A 17,975-nucleotide genomic window follows, 5' to 3' on the forward strand; every position below is an offset into this window, starting at 1 on the left:
TCAGACCTCCTTTATATCCTTTATCAGTATCTCTGTGTAAGGCTGTCTGTGTCCTCTCCAGCGTTTGTAGTTCTTTTTTGCCCTGAACTTGAAGACGGTGACTTTCCTTTGTCTGTCGTGGGAAAGAACCTCAGCCACAACCCTACCCTTACCAAGCTCTACAGAGCCGTCTTCTTTTCTCAAAAGTATGGGGGTTAACTCGATGGTTGAGCCAGCATCGTAGGGCAACCTCTCTACCCTCAATTTCAGACCCTTTTCAACCTTATACTGTTTTCCACCTGTTTCTATAATTGCGTACATCCTACCTCTCCGAAAGAAAAAGCTAAAAAAACGCAAGGGGGGCAATGCCCCCAGGTTTTTATTTCTTCTGCTCTCCTGCGGGCTGCTGCTGTTCTGCAGGCTTCTGCTCTGCAGGTTGCTGCTGTTGCTGCTGTTGCTCCGCAGGCTGTGCAGGCTGAGCTGGCTGTGCAGGCTGCTCCTGTGCAGGCTGAGCTGGCTGTGCAGGCTGTTCAGCAGGCTTTTGCTGGCAGGATGCTGCCAGGAGTGCAAGGCTTGCAACTCCGAGTGCTATGAACTTCCTCATTTTAGCTACCTCCTTTATAGGTTATATAAGCTAACATTATACAGCCTGTCAAGTTAGACTGTCAAGTTCCTTGAGAAGGGACCCTACGTGCCCCTTTGCCTTTACATTGTAGAGAGCCTTTAATATCTTACCCTCTGGAGCTATCACAAAAGTGCTCCTGATAACACCCTCTGTTTCCTTCCCATACATCTTCTTTTTGCCATAAGCTCCATAAGCCCTCAAGACCTCTTTTTTAGGGTCGCTGAGAAGGGTAAAGTTCAGTCCGTATTTTTCCCTGAACTTTCTATGGGACTGAACACTGTCTGGGCTTATACCTACCACCCTGAAACCTTTTGACTTCAGGCTGTTGAGGTTATCTCTGAAATCACATGCCTCCTGAGTGCAACCCGGAGTGTCATCCTTTGGGTAAAAGTAAAGTATGAGTGGCGAAGAAAGAAGGTCTTTAAGGCAAAACCTTCCTTCCCTTCCTTCTTCATCTATTCCTTCAAGACAGAACTCTGGAGCAAGGTCTCCTTCTTTCAGCATGCTAATATTATACGACAGGTGGGGGGACCTGCCCCCACCATTCTCATCCGTATGTGTCACCTTCGGGTTTAACTGCCTCTATCCTCAGGAGAGCATCATCGGGAGTTACATTGTCCCCGGGCTTTACGAATATCTTCTTGACCACGCCCGTTATGGGAGCATGTATTTCATTTTCCATCTTCATGGCTTCCACTATGGCTACCGTCTGTCCTTCAGAAACTGGCTGACCTTCCTGCACGAGAACCCTGACCACCCTTCCGGGCATGGGTGCAGTGGCGTCTCCGGGCTGGGTTGCTTTTGGTATGCCCTTTTCCTCCGCCTGAGCCACAGCCTGAGGCACACCTCCAGAGGGTATGGCTTCAAGCTGAGGAGTTAGCTGGACTTCCTCCAGTCTTCCGTCAACCCTCACATAGTATTTTCTTGGTTTTCCTGGTTCAGCGTGGGCGCTCACGCCCTCAACTTTAACTTTGAACTTCTCACCATGGTATATAACCTCAAACTCCACAGGGGCTGCGCCGGGGACAGTGCCGGGTTTTACCTCTGTGGCTTCTGCAAGCTCTTCCATAGGCTCTGCCACCAGTTCTCCCTTCTCCCTTGCCGCAAGAAAGTCCTTTGCCTGCATGGGGAAAAGGGCATACAGAAGCACCTCTTCATCTGTGGGCTCCTTTCCAAGAAGGGCCCTTGTCTCCTCGTAGGCCCTGTCCCAGTCAGTGGGGTCTGCAAGGTCTGCAGCCCTTATGGAAAAGTCTGGCTCTTTTCCTGGTCCCAGTATTTTCTCAGCCAGTTCTCTGGAAATTGGACCCGGTGGCTTTCCGTATTTGCCCTCCACGTAGTCTCTGACTTCCTTGGTTATTACCTTGTATCTTTCACCGGATATTACATTCAGAACTGCCTGAACACCCACTATCTGAGAAGAGGGAGTCAGCAGCGGCGGATATCCAAGGTCTCTTTCCACGTTTGGAACCTCTTCAAGAGCCTCCTCTATCTTATCTATGGCGTTTGCTTCTATGAGCTGAGCTACCATGTTGGATATCATTCCACCCGGTATCTTGTGTATAAGCACCTTGGCGTTCACGCCTGCGTATTCCGTCTCATACTTTTTGTATTTTTTGCGTATCTGCTTCGTAATCTCGGCACATTCTTCTATTTTCTTTAGGTCCAGTCCCGTGTCAAAGGGTGTGCCCTCCAGCATGGCAACAACGGACTCCGTTGCGGGGTGGGATGAACCAAAGGCGAGGGGTGAAAGGACTGTGTCCACCATGTCCACGCCAGCCAGTATGGCCATCATGTGGTTTACTATGGCTGTTCCGCTCATGTCGTGGTTGTGAAGAAGAACTGGGAGCCTTCCACCAGTAGCTTCTTTTATCCTCTTTATGATGGTGTAGGTCTCAAGGGGCATGATTATGCCCGTTGCATCCTTAAAAGACAGCCAGTCCGCACCCATCTCCGCAATCTCGAGGGCATACTCCACCCACTTTTCTATGGTATGAACTGGGCTCCTTGTGTAGCTTATCTCTGCGTGGGCTTCCCCGCCCAGCTCCTTTATTGCCCTCACTGCAGTCTGTATATTTCTGTTGTCGTTGAGGGCATCAAAGACCCTGAAGACGGTTATACCGTTGGCAATAGACCTTTCCACAAACTTGTAGACCAGTTTGTCAGACTTGGGCCTGTATCCCACGATATTCTGACCCCTGAAAAGCATCTGCAGTTTAGTGTTTGGCATGACCTCCTTTATGCGCCTGAGCCTTTCCCATGGGTCCTCTTTCAGGTATCTCAGGCAAACGTCATAAGTGGCACCGCCCCACACCTCAACCGCATAGAAGCCCACCTTGTCCAGCTTTTCACACAGGGGAAGAAGGTCATCGGTTCGCACGCGCGTTGCCAGCTTGCACTGCTGTCCGTCTCTTGGTGTGAGGTCTGTGATAAGTATCTTTTTCTTGAAGCCAGACCTTTCCAGCTCCTTGAGCTGTGCCTGAATCTCTTCCATTATCTCCACAGCCTGCATGCCTTACCTCCTTTAGAGTCCATGGTATGCGGCTATAGCCGCAGATATAAAGGCTACAAAATCTTCCTTGTTTCTCACCTCCTCATACTCAAAGAGATGAGGATGTGTTTCAAGATATTTTGTGTTAAATCTGCCTGCCCTGAAATCTGGGTCTTTCATGATTTCTATGAGAAGTGGTATGGTGGTTTTTATGCCCGTTATCTCATAGGTCTCAAGGGCCGCCTTCATTCTGTCTATGGCAACTTCCCACTGGGGTGCCCAGACTATGAGCTTGGCTATCATGGAATCATAATAGGGTGAAATCTCATATCCCCTTGATGCGGCGTGCTCTACTCTTATGCCAAAGCCACCGGGAGCATAGTATCTCTCTATGGTCCCTATGCTGGGGGCAAAGTTCTTCTTGGGGTCTTCTGCGTTTATCCTGACCTCTATGGAGTAACCGTTGAACTTTATATCCTCCTGTCGGTATCTAAGTGGCTCACCCGCTGCAATCCTGAGCTGCCACTTAACTATGTCCACTCCTGTTATCATCTCGGAGACAGGATGCTCCACCTGAATACGGGTGTTCATCTCAATAAAGTATATGTTGCCCTTCTCATCCGCCACAAACTCCATAGTGCCGGCGCTGTAATAACCAATCTCTTTTGCCGCCTGTGCCACAAGCTCACCGTAATAAGCCCTCTTGCCGGGTGTTAAGAGGAGCGAGGGTGCGATTTCCACCAGCTTCTGGTTCCTCCTCTGTATAGAGCAGTCCCTTTCTCCAAGGTGTATCACATTTCCATATTTGTCTCCCAGCACCTGAAACTCTATGTGGTGTGGGTTTTCTATGTATTTTTCAAGAAGAAGGTCTCCCCTTCCAAAGGCCTTCAGAGCTTCGTTGTAAGCACTTTCGTAGTTTTTCAGAAGCTCTTCTTCATTCCTGCATATCCTTATACCTCTTCCACCTCCACCTGCAGAGGCCTTCAGAAGCACGGGATAGCCTATCTCCCTGGCGATGTGCCTTGCCTCCTGTTCATCTTTGAGTATTCCATCGCTCCCCGGCACAGTGGGAAGCCCGGCCTTTTTGGCTATTTCCTTTGACCTTGCCTTGTCTCCCATAAGCTCTATGACCTTCCAGTGAGGACCTATGAAGTTTATGCCCTTCTCCTCGCAGAGCCTTGCAAAGTTTTCATTCTCTGCAAGAAAGCCGTATCCGGGGTGGATGGCGTCCGCACCCACTTCAAGGGCAAGGTCCACGATACGCTCTGCGTTCAGGTAGGTGTCCAGCGGGTTGACCCCTATCATGTAGGCTTCGTCCGCCATCTTCACATGCCTTGCGGTAGACTCTATTTCGTTGTATATGGCGACGGTGCGTATACCCAGCTCCTTGCAGGCTCTTATGACCCTGCAGGCTATCTCACCCCTGTTGGCGATAAGAACCTTATTAAACATGCCCTGCCTCCTAAAGAAGCTCTATCCTGTATTCAATGGGTGCTACCCTGTTTATCATGTAAGCTATGGAGCATGTGCCGGGGTTGTATATGGTCTTATCAAGAGCCTTCCTCACGTCCTCTTCAGAAACTTCACCTTTAACTTTTACAAAAAGGTATATCTTTGTGAAAACCTTTGGGTAGCCCTCGGTGATTCTCTCGGCATCCGTTTCTATCTCTATGTGTTCAGTATGCTTGCCCTCCTTGTGAAGGGCTTCGTAAAGGTGTATGCCCACACAGCCCGCTATGGAGTGGAAAAGAAGCTCAGGAGGTCTTATACCCCTGCCCTTACCACCCACGTAACCCGCTGCGTCTATGGGCACTTCCCTGCCAGACTCGCCCGTGCCCACAAAGTGAAAATCCTCCTTCTGAACCACCTTCACCTTCATGCCTGCCTCCTGAAAATAGTGGGTAAAAATTATAAGCAAATTTTTCAAAAAGTGGTGGTTTTGGTCATAAAAAAATAAAGAGCCCCCTGCCGGGGGCGGTGGATGTATGCGTGGACCTTTCAGGCAAAAATGTCCCTTCCGTCCTTCCTCCAAACTGCTATGACAGAAGGCCTTGGAACCTGCACATTGTCCCCGTAAGGCCATCTAGAGGAAGGCTGGTTGGGATTACTGCCACCCTCCGCCTCTCCCGGATGCTGTATTGCACAGAAGAAGGTCTTCCAGTCATCGGAAAACTCTGGACCACATATTTCACAGCCCGGAACCCCTGAGAGGAACATCTTAAATTCCTTGTTTATAGGATTAAGCACGTAAACGCCATCGTTTTTCCTTAGCCTCACTGAGCTTGGGTTTCCATCTGTGGCAATCCATACATTGCCAAGTCTATCTATAACAAAGTTGTCTGGTGCAGATATTGCAGGTGTTGAGGAGCTTGCAGGCTGACCGTATATCACAAGCCTGTTGTTCTGGTCGGAGGCGTTGGGGTCACCACACAGAACTGGTATATTCCATGTAAAGGTGACCGAGGCAGGATTGCCGTTTGCTTCCCTTATTTCCAGTATGTGTCCCATTACGTTGTTGGCTCTGGGGTTTGCCCTATCAACCCCTGGTTGCCCGCTTGCTCCTCTCCTTTCGTTGTATGTGAGCGCTACCCATGCACTTCTGGTCACTGGATTCCATTCTATGTCTTCTGGCCTGTCCATTTTCGTAGCTCCAAGGGCATCTGCAGCTGCTCTTGTATTTATGAAACACAGAACTGGGTCATTTTTGAAAGCGTCCGGCAGGCTTGAATTTGGAGTTATTCTAAAGCTCCCGTCAGCATTTCTTTCCACTCTGGCTATGAGAAGCCACTGCCCGCTCAGGTCGTCGTTGAATTTTGCCGCATATAAATCTCCTTCATCAAGTAATCCAAAGTTTGCTTCCCTGTTGTTTGGGTTAAAAGCACCCTTTGTTATGAACTTGTATATATACTCAAAGCGTTCATCATCACCCATGTAAAAAACCACCCTACCATCAGGTGCAATAGCGTAAGTAGCGGCTTCGTGTTTCATCCTGCCCAGGGCTGTTCTTTTTATCGGTGCTCTATTAGGATTAAAGGGGTCAACTTCTACAACCCATCCGAACCTGAAGGCCTCCCTGGGTTCTCTTTCTATGTTGAACCTTTCATGTCCATTCTTATAAAAGCCGTAGTAATCCGCGAAGGTGGATGGAACACCATATCTCCTATGTATGCTCTTTATGAGGTCTGCATCCTCGCCAGTTATGTTGTCTCTATTTCCTCCAAAATAGCTGTGAAAGTTTTCTTCACAGGTCAGCACCGTTCCCCAGGGAGTTTTACCTGCGGCGCAGTTGTTCAGGGTTCCGAGGACGAAGGTTCCCTGGCTGTCATAAGAAGTTCTCATCAACCTGTGTCCTCTGGCGGGTCCGGATATATCGCACCTTGTAGAACCAGTTATTCTTCTGTTGTAGGGGGAACCCTTTACATACTCCCAGCTGCCATCGCTTTTCCTTCTTATCTCCACAACCGACAGCCCGTGGGCTTCCAGCATAAGGTTTGATTCCTCTCTGGTAGGTCTTCCTGCAGAGGGTGCGTTGTTGGTTATGAAGGGTTCGGGAAACATGAGTTCTGGATTGCAGTATTCATGATTTACCACAAGTATGTGCCTTCCATCTTGGGTTTTCAAATAGCCAACAAAGTCGCAGTTATAGCCAAAACAATTTCTCTGACGCTCCACGTCCTGTGCAGTTGGTCCACTCTGTCTTATCCTGTTCCAGTCAAGATTTGGCCCGCTATCCAGGGCATCTCCCCATCTTATAACCACATTATGGTTGAAGTCCTCAGGGAGAGTTATTCTGTCTTCGGTATTAGGCTGAATAGTTCTAAAGGTGAGAGGTTGGGTATCTCCACTACCTCCGCCACAGGAGAGTAGGGCAATGCCGGCACTACCATAAAGGGCACCTTTCAAAAGGTCCCTTCTGCTCATTGCTCTTGAAAGCACATCACCAAAGTATTCACTCATCTCAATACCTCCGGATACTTTTGAATAAATAGATTAGGGAAGAATTGTTAAAAAACCTTTAAGGTTCTGTTAAGATTTTGTTAAGAGAATCTATTTGGTGAAAACACACCTGTGAAATGTAAAACCCTGCCTCCTATGTATTCCTTGACGATGTTTGCAGTCAGAGGTGCATGAAGTATGCCGTTCCTGTGGTGCCCTGTGGCTACGAAATAGCTCTCTCCAGCTTCAAATATTGGCTTTTCATCTGGTGTTGCTGGTCTGTAGCCATAGTGCATGTTCATAATCTGTGCCTGTGAGAGGGAAGGTGCCACACGCACAGCACCTTCGGAAAGTCTGTTTAAGCCCTCAAGCGTGTTTCCACCCAGAAAGCCCACATCCTCTGAGGTGGCGCCCACATAGAGGTATCTTTTCCTGGGAATGAGGTAGGATATGGAGGAGTAGAGGACTTTTGGCAGCCCTGAACTTTTCAGTTTCATTCCCTGCCCCTTTATGGGATAGACTGGAAGGTCAAAAAGCTCTCTTGTCCAGGCACCCGTGGAGAACACGTAGAAGTCTCCCGTGTAATCGGATTTAAGACCCCTGAGCCTTTTAACTTCTCCCCCCTCTTTTATAACTTCTGTAATTTCATCTATAACAAAATCAACCCCAAGCCTTCCCATGGCAGAGAGGAGGGCATCCATCAACATCTCCGCATCTACCCAAGCCTCCTCAGTGTAATTAATAAGAGTAATAACCTCTGTGGAGAGTTGGCTGGCTTCAGAAGGCTCTACAAACTCAACTCCATAGCCTGCTTCCCTGTATCCTTCAGCTAACTCCAGAAGTCCCTCTTCACCCTTCAGCACAACTCTGTATATACCTTCCTGCCAGAAGTCTACACTTTGTCCTGAGACTTCCTTCACGAGCCTGAGGAACTCGGGATATTCCTTCAGACTACCGTAAGAGAAATCAAAGAGGTCTCCCCGCAATCCTTCAGAAAAAGGTGCCAGCATGCCACCTGCCACCCAGGAGGCTGCCTCCTCTGGGTTTCTTGTTATGACCTGAACCTTGTGTCCCTCAAGGGCAAGAAGGAGGGCAGAGCTAAGACCTATCACGCCACTTCCAACCACGATGATTTTTCTCATGGTATATAATTTACCTATTATGGGTGAACTTAAAAGAAAACTTGATACAGATTATGTTTACTTTGCGGAAGTTGAATTGCTTTTTAACTACGGGGTGGGTTATCCCGACCTTATAATCAAGCTAAGGGAGAAGGTTTACCAGGAGGGTCTGGAAGACAGTGTGTATGTGAAAAAAGCGGACAGAAAGCTCTTTCAGAATGTGCACAGGTTTCTTGAACTTCTTGAGGGTTCTGATGAGCCCATGCAGGATGACGACAGCCAGCCCATACAGAAGTGGTGGTGGCACCTTCACAAGATAGCAAAGGGAAGATATCCCAGCCTTATGCTCAGGGAATATCTGAGAGAGGTTTACAGGAAAAGAAGGAAATACTGGAAAGTAAAGGAGAAGGGTCTTTATTCTGTAAGGCATTCAACCAGTGAGGCGCTTGAAGGTTTGCACTTTGCCCGTAAATAATGGATGACCTAAAGAATTTAAGAAAAAAGATAGATAGCATTGACGAAGAGATTTTACGCTTGCTTAATGAAAGGGCAAAACTTGCAAAGAAAGCCGGTGAAATAAAGAAGAGAATGGGGCTTGAGGTTCACGCACCAGAGAGGGAAAGGGAGATAATAAACCGGATAATAATGCTCAACAGGGAACTTTACGGAGAAGAATTTCCGGCAGAGGCGGTAGTGCACATATACAGGGAAATAATCTCCGCCTGTCTTTCTCTTGAGAAGGAACTCAGGATTGCTTACCTCGGTCCAAAGGCAACCTTTACCCATCAGGCTGCCCTTGAATACTTCGGCTTTTCGGCCCATTACGTGCCAGTGAGCACCATAGGGGATGTCTTCAGGGAGGCGGAAGTGGGCAGGGTTGATTATGGCGTGGTTCCCGTAGAGAACACAACAGAAGGGGTGGTCAACTATACTCTTGACATGTTTCTAGAGTCTGACCTCAAAATTGTGGGGGAGATAGTGATACCCATAAGGCTCAACCTGCTTTCCACTGCCAGCAGTTTAGAGGACATAAAAACCATATACTCCCACAGGCATGCCCTTGCCCAATGCAAAGAATGGCTTAGGAGACATCTTCCTGAGGCAAACCTCATGGAAACTGAAAGCACTGCCAAAGCCTGTGAGCTTGTAATGGAGCTTGAAGATGCTGGAGCAATAGCAAGCGAGGTGGCTGCCTACACATACCATCTGAACATACTGGCAGAGAGCATACAGGACAATCTCAACAACTATACGAGGTTTCTGGTCATAGGTAAAAGGGGCATGAAGCCCACTGGCAAGGATAAAACGAGCCTCATATTCGCCATAAAGGATGAAGCTGGAGCTCTCTACAGAGCCCTTGAGAGCTTCTACAGATATGGTGTGAACCTTACCAAGATAGTTTCAAGACCTTCAAGAAAAAAGCTATGGGACTATGTGTTTTTTGTGGACCTGGAGGGTCATGCAGAAGAAGAGAGTGTGAGAGGTGCTCTGGAGCTACTAAAGGAAAGAGCCCAGCTGGTCAAGGTTCTTGGTTCATACCCAAAAGCTCTTCTACAGGAGGGCTAGTTCGGTAAGGAGCCTTTTCCTGTGAGAATTGCCCGTTGAAGGCTCTATTGTTCTGTTGGCAAGCCTGAGTCCTACAGCCTTCCCCTCTGAGGTAAGCTTTATTATTAAATGGGTGAGCTTTGAGATACGCTCTTCCAGACTGCCATCTACTATATCCAGACTGAGCATGACCGGTGGTGCTGACTCCTCTACCATCTCCTTCACATACAGATTTCCAGTTTTGGCAGAGAGCTTCCAGTGTATGAGCTTGATGGGTTCGCTGGAATACTCTCTTACCCCATGCAGTTCTTCATAACCCCGTTTTCTGCTCTGGAGGTTTGAATGCCCTCTTTCTCTTAGAGGGACGCTCAGAAACTTTTCCCTTGCAGGGACTGGATGCGGGAACACTATAAGGTTCAGGGGAATTTCAAGCCTGTAGAACCTTTCAAAAAGGCCCACCGGGAAAGTAGAGCTCACCTCAATGTCAAGGATAGGATGTAGCCCTCTTTTTTCAAAAACTACGGGCAGGTTGCCTTCAACCTCCCCCTGGACAAGGGGAAATACGCAATCACTTCCTTCTTTTCTTATTACTATGAGAAAGGAGGGTAATCTTTTTCTGTTTTTGACCACAACCTTGAAGGATGCCCTTGAGCCTGCATAGACTTCATCTGGAGGGATAAGGACCACTTCAAGCCCTCTCAGGTTATAGAGAGAGATAATCCCGGAAAGTAGCATAAAAGACAGCATGTAAGAGACCACGAGGTATAGCAGATTGTTGGCGGTGTTTACCGCCGCCACCCCAAGGAATATAGTTATACCAATAAATATTAGACCAGCTCTGTTAACCCTGACCCTGTATCTTACCTTCACCAAAGAATACCCTGAAAAGCTCCGTGGGTATAGGAACAAGAACGGTGTTTCCGGGCTTGTTGGCCACGTTCTGAATGGTCTCAAGATATCTGAGCTGTATGGCTATGGGCTGGGTTGCCAGTATCTGTGCCGCTTCTGCCAGCTTCTGAGCTGCCTGATATTCGGCCTCTGCGGTTATTATCTTTGCTCTTCTTTCCCTTTCGGCTTCTGCCTGTCTTGCCATTGCTCTACGAAGCTCTTCTGGCAGGTCTATTCTTTTCAGCTCAACGGCCACCACCTTTACTCCCCAGGGGTCTGTCTGTCGGTCAATTATCTCCTGTAATTGCAAGTTTAGCTTTTCCCTCTCTGAAAGCAGCTCGTCAAGCTCTGCAGCACCGCATACGCTCCTGAGGGTTGTCTGGGCTATCTGGGATGTGGCATAGAGATAGTTTTCTACCTGAACTATAGCCCTGACAGGGTCAACTACCCTGAAGTAAACCACCGCATCCACGCTCACGGACACGTTGTCTCTGGTTATTATGTCCTGAGTTGGCACATCAAGGGTGACCGTTCTCAGGTCCACCTTAACCATTCTGTCAATTACGGGGATAAGGATGAAGAGTCCCGGTCCCTTTGCACCAATTACCCTTCCAAGCCTGAAGATAACAGCCCTCTGATACTCTGGAACTATCTTTACCGCAACCGCAATAAAGATAACTACCGCTATAGCTATCACTATAAGGGGTGAAAAACCCATGGCTAATCCTCCTATGAATTTAAGTATGTCTCCTCCCGCTATGCTGGCAAGCACCACGAGGACAAAAAGCAAAAAGGGCAGAAGGTCAAGTATGGGCTTCATGGGCTAAATTATATCATGCCTCCAGCACCGCACCTCTTGATGCAGAGGCCACGAACCTTACATACCTCCTCAGCCATGGGCTTCTTATATCCTTCTGCTTTGGAATAAAGTTTTCCATCCTTCTTCTGAACTCCTCCTCCGGTATGAGAAGCTCAAGCCTCCTGCCAGGAATGTCTACGAGTATTTCGTCTCCATCCTGCACTATGCCTATGGGTCCCCCTGCGGCCGCCTCTGGGGCTATGTGTCCTACGCAGGCACCCCTCGTGCCCCCAGAGAACCTTCCGTCTGTGATGAGAGCCACCTTATCTCCCAGACCCATACCCATTATGGCAGAGGTAGGCGAGAGCATCTCCCTCATACCCGGACCGCCCTTTGGTCCCTCATAGCGTATTACCACCACATGCCCGGACTTTACCTTCCCTCCAAGAATACCCTCTATGGCCTCCTCTTCTGAATCAAAGCATATGGCCTTTCCTCTGAAGACAAGCATTCTGGGGTCCACACCTGCGGTCTTTACCACAGAGCCTTCTGGTGCAAGGTTTCCAAAGAGTATGGCTATGCCTCCTTCTTTAGAATATGGCTCTTCTACTCTTCTTATGACCTCTCCATCCGCATCTGGGGCTTCTTCTGCGATTTCTCTGAGGGTTTTCAGGCTGACTGTTAGTCTGTCTGGATGAGGCAGGTATCCGCCCTTTATAAGTTCTTTTACTATGGCAGGCATGCCACCTACGTTGTCAAGGTCCTGTATGTGGTAGTGGGAAGCGGGGGAAATCTTGCATATGTTGGGCGTTCTTTTTGATATGTCATTTATCCTGGCAAGGTCGTATTCCACACCTGCCTCACGGGCTATGGCAAGGAGATGAAGAATCGTGTTGGAAGAACCTCCCATGGCAATGTCTACCGCAAAGGCATTGTCAAAGGTTTCCTGTGTGAGAATGTCTCTGGGTCTTATGTTTCTTCTTATAAGCTCCATTATCTGCCTTGCTGCCCTGCGGGCAAGGAGCTCTCTTCTGGGGTCCACTGCAGGTATAGTGCCGTTGCCCGGCAGACCAAGACCAAGCACCTCGGTGATACAGTTCATGGAGTTGGCAGTAAACATACCAGAACAACTCCCACAGGTGGGGCAGGCATGCTCTTCTATGACCTTTAGCTCTCTTTCTGTGATTTTCCCAGCCTGAAGCTGACCTATTCCTTCAAAGACACTTATGAGGTCCACCTTTCTGCCGTTTACCTCCCCCGCAAGCATTGGACCACCGCTTATAAAAATCGTGGGAATGTTTAGCCTTGCGGTAGCCATGAGCATACCGGGCACTATCTTGTCGCAGTTGGGTATGCATATGAGGGCGTCCAGCTGGTGGGCTTCCACCACCGTCTCTATGGAGTCTGCAATGAGCTCCCTTGAGGGCAGGGAGTAATGCATGCCATAGTGCCCCATGGCTATGCCGTCATCCACGCCGATGACGTTGAACTCTATGGGAACACCGCCAGCCTTTCGCACCTCGTCCTTTATGGGCTGAACAAACTCCCTGAGATGCACATGTCCGGGGATTATGTCTATGTATGAGTTGGCAATGCCTATGAGGGGCTTGTCAAAATCCTCATCTTTTAGCCCGCAGGCTCTCAGTAATGCCCTGTGTGGAGACCTCTCTATGCCCTTCTTAACTCTGTCGCTCCTGAGCATTTTGCACCTCCTCAAAGTTCAGTATGTCCATGTATTCCCACTCTCTGTAAGCCATGGCGTATATGCCGGCCTTAGACAGTAGCTTTACAAAATCCTCGTTTAAGTTCAAACTTCCCATGATTAGGGTCAGCCTTTTGTCTGCATACTCTGGAAAGTATTGTAAAAACCTTCTTGCCTTTTCTTTGAACTCCTCTATGTGCTTCTCCCTTGGCGTGGACTTGACCTCAAGGAGAAAGACCCTGTCCTGACAGACCGCTATGGCGTCAAACTCCTCGTATATACCCCTTTTCCTGTCTGTGTATTCAAGCCTGAGGGCTGTCTTTTCTGGTTCACAATTGAAGTATTTTCTTATCACTGGCCTGAGTGCAGGAAACACAATATCCTCAACCACAGTCCCCAGCTTGTTGGCTATCTCACCCCAGCGTTTGTTATTTTCTCTTCTGTTTTCTTCTATCCTGCGGTCTGTCTCTGCCCTGTATTCGGCGATCTTGCGATCCGTGTCAGCTCTATATTCTTCTATCTTTCTATCAGTATCTGCAGAATATCTCATGACCCACTTTTTAAAGTCAGCCATTTCCTCTATAAACCACTCAAACTTTCTCTCCAGCCTGTCTACCCTCTCTTCAACCCTTTCCATTACTGTAGAATATAGGCAAGGACTGCAGTGAATACTACGTTAACTATGGATATGGGTAGCATTATCTTCCAACCTATTTCGGTAATATCCTTTGCCTGAAACCTGGGAAGCGTCCAGTGAAGCCAGAGAACAAAGAAAACAAGGGCAAACATCTTTATAAGAAACCACAGATAGGGAGAGAGAGGACCGAATATGTGCGGACCAGACCATCCCCCAAAGAAGAGCACCACCGCAATGGCAGAAAGAGCCATCACATTGAGATACCACTCAGCCAGAGGAAAGACCCCAAACCTCATACCTCCATACTCCACGTTATAGCCAGTAACCAGCTCTGCCTCAGCCTCCTGAATGTCAAAAGGCACCCTTCCAGACTCTGCCAGCATACAGAAAAGGTAGAGTATGAAAGCAACAGGCTGATACACTATAAACCACACACCCCTCTCTATCTGTGCCTGAACGATGCCCGTGGTGCTCATAGTGCCCGCAAGCAGAATAACCCCAAGCACCGAAAAGCCAAGCACCACCTCGTAAGAGATTATGACCGCCGCCTTCCTGAGAGAGCCTATAAAGGCATACTTGGAGTTAGAAGCCCATCCGGAAAATATGGTGCCATACACCGCCAGAGAGCCAAAGGCAAAGACCAGAAGTAGAGCGATGTTTACGTCCGCAATTATGGGCTTTATCTCGTAGCCAAAGAGCGTAAAGCCCGGACCAAAGGGTATTACAGAAAACAAGAGAATGGCGGGAGCCACTGCCATAACTACCGCAAGGTAGTAAACCACCTTGTCCGCATTCTGGGGAATAATAGACTCCTTTGTAAGGAGCTTTATTCCGTCCGCCAGAGGCTGGAGCAGTCCAAAGGGACCCACCAGCTTTGGACCCATCCTTGCCTGAATGTGCCCCGCCAGCTTCCTCTCAAACCATGTGAGATAGGCACCTATACCAAGGAATACACCAAGGACTACGAGGATTTTAACAAGAGTTATCACAATAGAAAGCCAGAGCTCCATCACATGCCCTCCACTATTTGAGAAACTTTCCATCTCACTCCCCCAAAGAACTCCACCTCCTCCTCAAAAGTGTAAACTGCAATCCTTCTTTCCTCATCCACCACCAGCACAAGCCTTTTGAGAAGGTCCACAAACACTATCCTGCCTACCCCAAAGCTCATGTAGTCTCTCAACTTTTCTTCAAAGTATTCCATTGAGGTCTCCTCTGCGATAACTTCCACCACAAGGTCAGGTGGCTCGTGCAGAAGCCCTCTGGGAATCTCTCTGAGCCTTTCCTTTGAGTAAAAGGCTATATCAGATGCCCTGAGTGTAAGAGGCTCTCTGTTTATCACAAGTCCCACCTCCCCAGAAAGCACATAGCCCCTGCCTCTCAACTTTTCTCTGAGCACTGCACTTATCTCCGCCACCGCATACCCATGCCATCCACCTGCTGGGGACATCTCTACGAGCCTCCCTTCTACAACTTCATACCTGCCCTCCTTAGGCAGTAGAGGTATATCCTCGTAGGTTAGCAATTCCTTTACAGTCATCTGTCCGTTTCTCCCACCACTGGGTCAAGGCTTCCAAGAAGGGCTATGGCGTCAGCAATCGTGCCGTCCTGTATGAGCTTTGGGAAGATGGAAAGATTATAAAGAGCCCCTGACCTTATTCTGAGCCTATAAGGTTTGGAGCCACCGACCGAATATATGTAAAAGCCCAGCTCGCCTCTGGGGTTTTCTCCGCTGGCGTAGACTTCCCCTGGGGGTGCGGACTCCCCGTGAACCACTATGCGGAAGTTCTTTACCATATCCTCAAGGTCCATGAAAACATCTTCCTTTGGTGCCATCACTGCAGGATGTTCCTTGTTTACATAAGGTGCGGACTTCGGCATTTTTTCCAGCCTTGCTACACACTGCTCTATGATTCTGAGGCTCTGCACCATCTCCTCCATACGCACCAGATAGCGGTCGTAAACATCTCCTACCTCTCCAACGGGGATGTCAAAGTCCACCTCGTCGTAAGCTGCATAGGGCTCAAGTTTTCTCATGTCGTAAGGCACTCCAGAGCCTCTGGCAACGGGTCCAGTAAGGCCGTAGTTGAAAACATCCTCCCTGCTGATAACTCCTATATCCTTTGTCCTTCTGAGCCATATGCGGTTTCTGGTAAGGAGGTTGTGGTATTCTTTGAGCCTGTTGGGAAAGTCCTTTACAAAGGCCTTTACCACGTCAAGAGTGCCTTCCGCAAGGTCGTAATGCACTCCTCCAATTCTTAAAAAGGCAGAGGTGAGCCTGAAGCCTGCGTTGCCCTCTATGATGTCCATTATCTTTTCCCTTTCTCTAAAGGCATACAGAAACACAGTAAGAGCCCCAAGGTCAAGGGCACCCGTGCCAAGCCACAGAAGGTGGGAGTTTATCCTCTGAAGCTCTGCAAACATGGTCCTTATGTATCTTGCCTTTTCTGGCACTTCCACCCCAAGGAGCTTTTCAACTGCGGTCACGTAAGATAGCTCGTTGCATATGGCGGATATGTAGTCCATACGGTCTGTGTAAGGCAGGAACTGGAAGTAGTAAACATTCTCTGCAATCTTTTCCATGCCCCTGTGAAGTTGTCCCAGTATAACATCTGACTGAACAACCCTCTCCCCATCAAGGTCAAAGAGAAACCATATGGTGCCGTGAGTTCCCGGGTGGAGTGGTCCCCAGTTGAGCACAAGCTGAGCCTTTTTCTGAAGCCTTGATTTTTCAGTCCTTTCCAGGTCTTCAAGGGTTGCAACCCTCGTGTGCATAAGCTCATAGTCATGACTGGGTGGGTCAGTCCTGCCAGCATAGAGCTCCGTCAACGATGGAAGCTCAACCTCTGGAATACCCTCCATTGGGAAATCTTTTCTGAGGGGATAATATGGATAGCCTTCCCACATGAACATCCTTCTGAGATTCTCATGCCCCTCGTAGACTACGCCAAACATGTCGTAGGCTTCCCTCTCTGCCCACCTTGCACAGGGCCAGAGCCTTTCAAGAGAGGGAAGTTTTCCCTCCTTTGCCCATGTCTTTACTATTACCCTTTCGTTGGTGTCCGGGTTGTAAAGTATGTATATGCCCTGAAATCTTTCTCTTCTATCGGGGAAGTCTATACATGTGTGGTCTATAAAGAGCCTGTAGCCCTCTTTTTCTCTCAAGTGTCTTAGCAGTTCTAAAAGTCTTTCCTGCCGGACATGCAGGTTTGTGGTGTGCTTTGTAAACTCCAGCTCCACATCCTTGAACTCAAACTTGACTCTGTCTGCAGCAGCTCTGTTCATCCAGGGCATGTTTCACCTCATACGGTTATTTCTCTTGGAATGAGTCCCTGACGCTCTATATCTTTCTTAAACTCCTCTAAGGCCCTGTCGTATTTTTTAACACCCTTTTCCTTTATTTTTTTCTGAAGCTGGAGTATGCCATACAGAAGTCCCTGAGGGTGTGGTGGGCAACCGGGAATGTATACGTCAACGGGTATTATCCTATCCATGCCCTGAAGGGTTGAGTAGGTAGGGAAAGGACCACCCGCCGAGGCACAACCTCCCATGGTAATGCACCACTTGGGGTCTGGCATCTGTTCCCATAGAAGCTTGAGCATGGGAGCGACCTTGTTGACCACCGTGCCTGCCACTATGAGAAGGTCTGCCTGTCTGGGAGAGGCCCTGAAGATAACCCCCAGCCTGTCAAGGTCAAACCTTGATGCTGCAGCGTGCATCATCTCTATAGCACAACAGGCAAGCCCTATGGTAAGCGGCCACAGAGCGTTACGCCTGCCCCAGCTCAAAAGCTCATCCACAGTGGTAAGCACAAAGCCGTTAGAATTGAGCATAGCCATGGTAAAACCTCCTTACCTTAAAAGTTTAAAACTATTTCTAAGATAATTCCCAGTGCATCCCTGTTAAAGACCGCCACCAGTAATGTCAGAATTATGAGCCACACCCTGATGAGCTTAAACTCCTCAGTAAACTTTGCCTGCAGCACCTTGACCTCCGCCCTTACTTTCTCTACCTCGGCCATAACCCCTGCGATTTCTGCCCTTACTTCTGCGATGTCCGCCTTCGTTACGAGTTCTTTGGTCAGTTCATCTCTCAACTCAGCCTTCAAGATAGGCTTTTGTTCATAGGCTCTTCTCTCTATGGCGGTGAGCGTCTCTTCAATAACTCTGCCAATCTTCTCCGCCTTCTCCTTTCCCAGTTCCTCTTCAAGAGTTTTGTAAACTTCATAGGGCGGGACTGCCATGGCTTCTTAAAT

At 48.6% G+C, this 17,975-nt stretch carries 19 protein-coding genes; 2 read left to right on the plus strand and 17 right to left on the minus strand.

What is annotated here, in order from left to right; translation table 11 throughout:
* The 8 genes from rplU to WHS43_01980 form a co-directional block, all read right to left on the minus strand.
* Positions 1–300 (minus strand): 50S ribosomal protein L21, encoded by a 300-nt coding sequence (gene rplU / locus WHS43_01945; GenBank protein MEJ5338398.1) that lies wholly within the window; start codon positions 298–300, stop codon positions 1–3.
* 58 nt (positions 301–358) lie between these two features.
* Positions 359–583: a hypothetical protein gene (locus tag WHS43_01950; protein ID MEJ5338399.1), complete on the minus strand. Its 225-nt coding sequence runs from the start codon at positions 581–583 to the stop codon at positions 359–361.
* A gap of 48 nt (positions 584–631) precedes the next feature.
* The gene (locus WHS43_01955) at positions 632–1,108 is read right to left on the minus strand and encodes a peroxiredoxin (GenBank protein MEJ5338400.1); all 477 of its coding nucleotides are present in this window, start codon (positions 1,106–1,108) and stop codon (positions 632–634) included.
* A gap of 43 nt (positions 1,109–1,151) precedes the next feature.
* Entirely contained in the window at positions 1,152–3,113 is a 1,962-nt protein-coding gene (gene cfiA / locus WHS43_01960; protein ID MEJ5338401.1) for a 2-oxoglutarate carboxylase large subunit, read from the minus strand.
* 12 nt (positions 3,114–3,125) lie between these two features.
* Positions 3,126–4,544 carry an acetyl-CoA carboxylase biotin carboxylase subunit gene (gene accC / locus WHS43_01965; GenBank protein MEJ5338402.1) on the minus strand — a complete coding sequence of 473 codons (1,419 nt, stop codon included), beginning with the start codon at positions 4,542–4,544 and terminating at the stop codon, positions 3,126–3,128.
* 10 nt (positions 4,545–4,554) lie between these two features.
* A complete protein-coding gene (locus WHS43_01970) occupies positions 4,555–4,971 on the minus strand; it encodes an OsmC family protein (GenBank protein MEJ5338403.1) in 417 nt (138 codons plus the stop codon).
* A gap of 119 nt (positions 4,972–5,090) precedes the next feature.
* Positions 5,091–7,049 (minus strand): PhoX family phosphatase, encoded by a 1,959-nt coding sequence (locus tag WHS43_01975; protein MEJ5338404.1) that lies wholly within the window; start codon positions 7,047–7,049, stop codon positions 5,091–5,093.
* An 80-nt stretch (positions 7,050–7,129) separates the two neighbouring features.
* On the minus strand, positions 7,130–8,170 hold the full coding sequence (locus WHS43_01980; GenBank protein MEJ5338405.1) for an FAD-dependent oxidoreductase: 1,041 nt from the start codon (positions 8,168–8,170) through the stop codon (positions 7,130–7,132).
* A gap of 19 nt (positions 8,171–8,189) precedes the next feature.
* Here WHS43_01980 and WHS43_01985 point away from each other — a divergent pair, with 19 nt between their 5' ends.
* Both WHS43_01985 and pheA read left to right on the plus strand, forming a co-directional pair.
* Positions 8,190–8,624: a hypothetical protein gene (locus WHS43_01985; GenBank protein MEJ5338406.1), complete on the plus strand. Its 435-nt coding sequence runs from the start codon at positions 8,190–8,192 to the stop codon at positions 8,622–8,624.
* Positions 8,624–9,715, plus strand: a complete 1,092-nt coding sequence (gene pheA / locus WHS43_01990) for a prephenate dehydratase (protein ID MEJ5338407.1) — start codon at positions 8,624–8,626, stop codon at positions 9,713–9,715. Before WHS43_01985 ends, pheA begins: the two co-directional genes overlap by 1 nt.
* Here the strand turns inward: pheA and WHS43_01995 are convergent.
* From WHS43_01995 to WHS43_02035, 9 genes are read right to left on the minus strand one after another with little or no spacing between them, the layout of a single operon-like run.
* A complete protein-coding gene (locus WHS43_01995; protein MEJ5338408.1) occupies positions 9,701–10,564 on the minus strand; it encodes a DUF58 domain-containing protein in 864 nt (287 codons plus the stop codon). The two genes, pheA and WHS43_01995, sit on opposite strands and share 15 nt — an antisense overlap.
* Positions 10,536–11,402 carry a slipin family protein gene (locus WHS43_02000; protein MEJ5338409.1) on the minus strand — a complete coding sequence of 289 codons (867 nt, stop codon included), beginning with the start codon at positions 11,400–11,402 and terminating at the stop codon, positions 10,536–10,538. The genes WHS43_01995 and WHS43_02000 overlap by 29 nt, the downstream gene beginning before the upstream one ends.
* A gap of 13 nt (positions 11,403–11,415) precedes the next feature.
* Positions 11,416–13,083: a dihydroxy-acid dehydratase gene (gene ilvD / locus WHS43_02005; protein MEJ5338410.1), complete on the minus strand. Its 1,668-nt coding sequence runs from the start codon at positions 13,081–13,083 to the stop codon at positions 11,416–11,418.
* A complete protein-coding gene (locus WHS43_02010) occupies positions 13,061–13,720 on the minus strand; it encodes a hypothetical protein (GenBank protein ID MEJ5338411.1) in 660 nt (219 codons plus the stop codon). Before WHS43_02010 ends, ilvD begins: the two co-directional genes overlap by 23 nt.
* Positions 13,720–14,730: an NADH-quinone oxidoreductase subunit NuoH gene (gene nuoH, locus WHS43_02015; GenBank protein MEJ5338412.1), complete on the minus strand. Its 1,011-nt coding sequence runs from the start codon at positions 14,728–14,730 to the stop codon at positions 13,720–13,722. Before nuoH ends, WHS43_02010 begins: the two co-directional genes overlap by 1 nt.
* The gene (locus WHS43_02020) at positions 14,730–15,260 is read right to left on the minus strand and encodes a Uma2 family endonuclease (GenBank protein ID MEJ5338413.1); all 531 of its coding nucleotides are present in this window, start codon (positions 15,258–15,260) and stop codon (positions 14,730–14,732) included. Before WHS43_02020 ends, nuoH begins: the two co-directional genes overlap by 1 nt.
* Positions 15,257–17,014 carry an NADH dehydrogenase (quinone) subunit D gene (nuoD, locus tag WHS43_02025; protein MEJ5338414.1) on the minus strand — a complete coding sequence of 586 codons (1,758 nt, stop codon included), beginning with the start codon at positions 17,012–17,014 and terminating at the stop codon, positions 15,257–15,259. The genes WHS43_02020 and nuoD overlap by 4 nt, the downstream gene beginning before the upstream one ends.
* Positions 17,015–17,022: 8 nt before the next feature.
* Positions 17,023–17,559 (minus strand): NADH-quinone oxidoreductase subunit B family protein, encoded by a 537-nt coding sequence (locus tag WHS43_02030; protein MEJ5338415.1) that lies wholly within the window; start codon positions 17,557–17,559, stop codon positions 17,023–17,025.
* 17 nt (positions 17,560–17,576) lie between these two features.
* Complete coding sequence (locus WHS43_02035; GenBank protein MEJ5338416.1) at positions 17,577–17,963, minus strand: hypothetical protein; 387 nt, start codon at positions 17,961–17,963, stop codon at positions 17,577–17,579.
* Between the last annotated feature and the right edge of the window lie 12 nt (positions 17,964–17,975).

Source organism: Aquificaceae bacterium, assembly GCA_037481935.1.
Taxonomy (GTDB): Bacteria; Aquificota; Aquificia; order Aquificales; family Aquificaceae; genus Pampinifervens.

Coding starts and splice junctions, on each gene's coding strand:
- WHS43_02020 (MEJ5338413.1), bottom strand. CDS start 15,260: ATGACTGTAAAGGAATTGCTAACCTACGAGGATATACCTCTACTGCCT.
- WHS43_01970 (MEJ5338403.1), bottom strand. CDS start 4,971: ATGAAGGTGAAGGTGGTTCAGAAGGAGGATTTTCACTTTGTGGGCACG.
- nuoH (MEJ5338412.1), bottom strand. CDS start 14,730: ATGGAGCTCTGGCTTTCTATTGTGATAACTCTTGTTAAAATCCTCGTA.
- WHS43_02035 (MEJ5338416.1), bottom strand. CDS start 17,963: ATGGCAGTCCCGCCCTATGAAGTTTACAAAACTCTTGAAGAGGAACTG.
- WHS43_01980 (MEJ5338405.1), bottom strand. CDS start 8,170: ATGAGAAAAATCATCGTGGTTGGAAGTGGCGTGATAGGTCTTAGCTCT.
- WHS43_02000 (MEJ5338409.1), bottom strand. CDS start 11,402: ATGAAGCCCATACTTGACCTTCTGCCCTTTTTGCTTTTTGTCCTCGTG.
- nuoD (MEJ5338414.1), bottom strand. CDS start 17,014: ATGCCCTGGATGAACAGAGCTGCTGCAGACAGAGTCAAGTTTGAGTTC.
- accC (MEJ5338402.1), bottom strand. CDS start 4,544: ATGTTTAATAAGGTTCTTATCGCCAACAGGGGTGAGATAGCCTGCAGG.
- pheA (MEJ5338407.1), top strand. CDS start 8,624: ATGGATGACCTAAAGAATTTAAGAAAAAAGATAGATAGCATTGACGAA.
- rplU (MEJ5338398.1), bottom strand. CDS start 300: ATGTACGCAATTATAGAAACAGGTGGAAAACAGTATAAGGTTGAAAAG.
- WHS43_02030 (MEJ5338415.1), bottom strand. CDS start 17,559: ATGGCTATGCTCAATTCTAACGGCTTTGTGCTTACCACTGTGGATGAG.
- WHS43_01950 (MEJ5338399.1), bottom strand. CDS start 583: ATGAGGAAGTTCATAGCACTCGGAGTTGCAAGCCTTGCACTCCTGGCA.
- WHS43_01975 (MEJ5338404.1), bottom strand. CDS start 7,049: ATGAGTGAATACTTTGGTGATGTGCTTTCAAGAGCAATGAGCAGAAGG.
- WHS43_02010 (MEJ5338411.1), bottom strand. CDS start 13,720: ATGGAAAGGGTTGAAGAGAGGGTAGACAGGCTGGAGAGAAAGTTTGAG.
- ilvD (MEJ5338410.1), bottom strand. CDS start 13,083: ATGCTCAGGAGCGACAGAGTTAAGAAGGGCATAGAGAGGTCTCCACAC.
- cfiA (MEJ5338401.1), bottom strand. CDS start 3,113: ATGCAGGCTGTGGAGATAATGGAAGAGATTCAGGCACAGCTCAAGGAG.
- WHS43_01955 (MEJ5338400.1), bottom strand. CDS start 1,108: ATGCTGAAAGAAGGAGACCTTGCTCCAGAGTTCTGTCTTGAAGGAATA.
- WHS43_01985 (MEJ5338406.1), top strand. CDS start 8,190: ATGGGTGAACTTAAAAGAAAACTTGATACAGATTATGTTTACTTTGCG.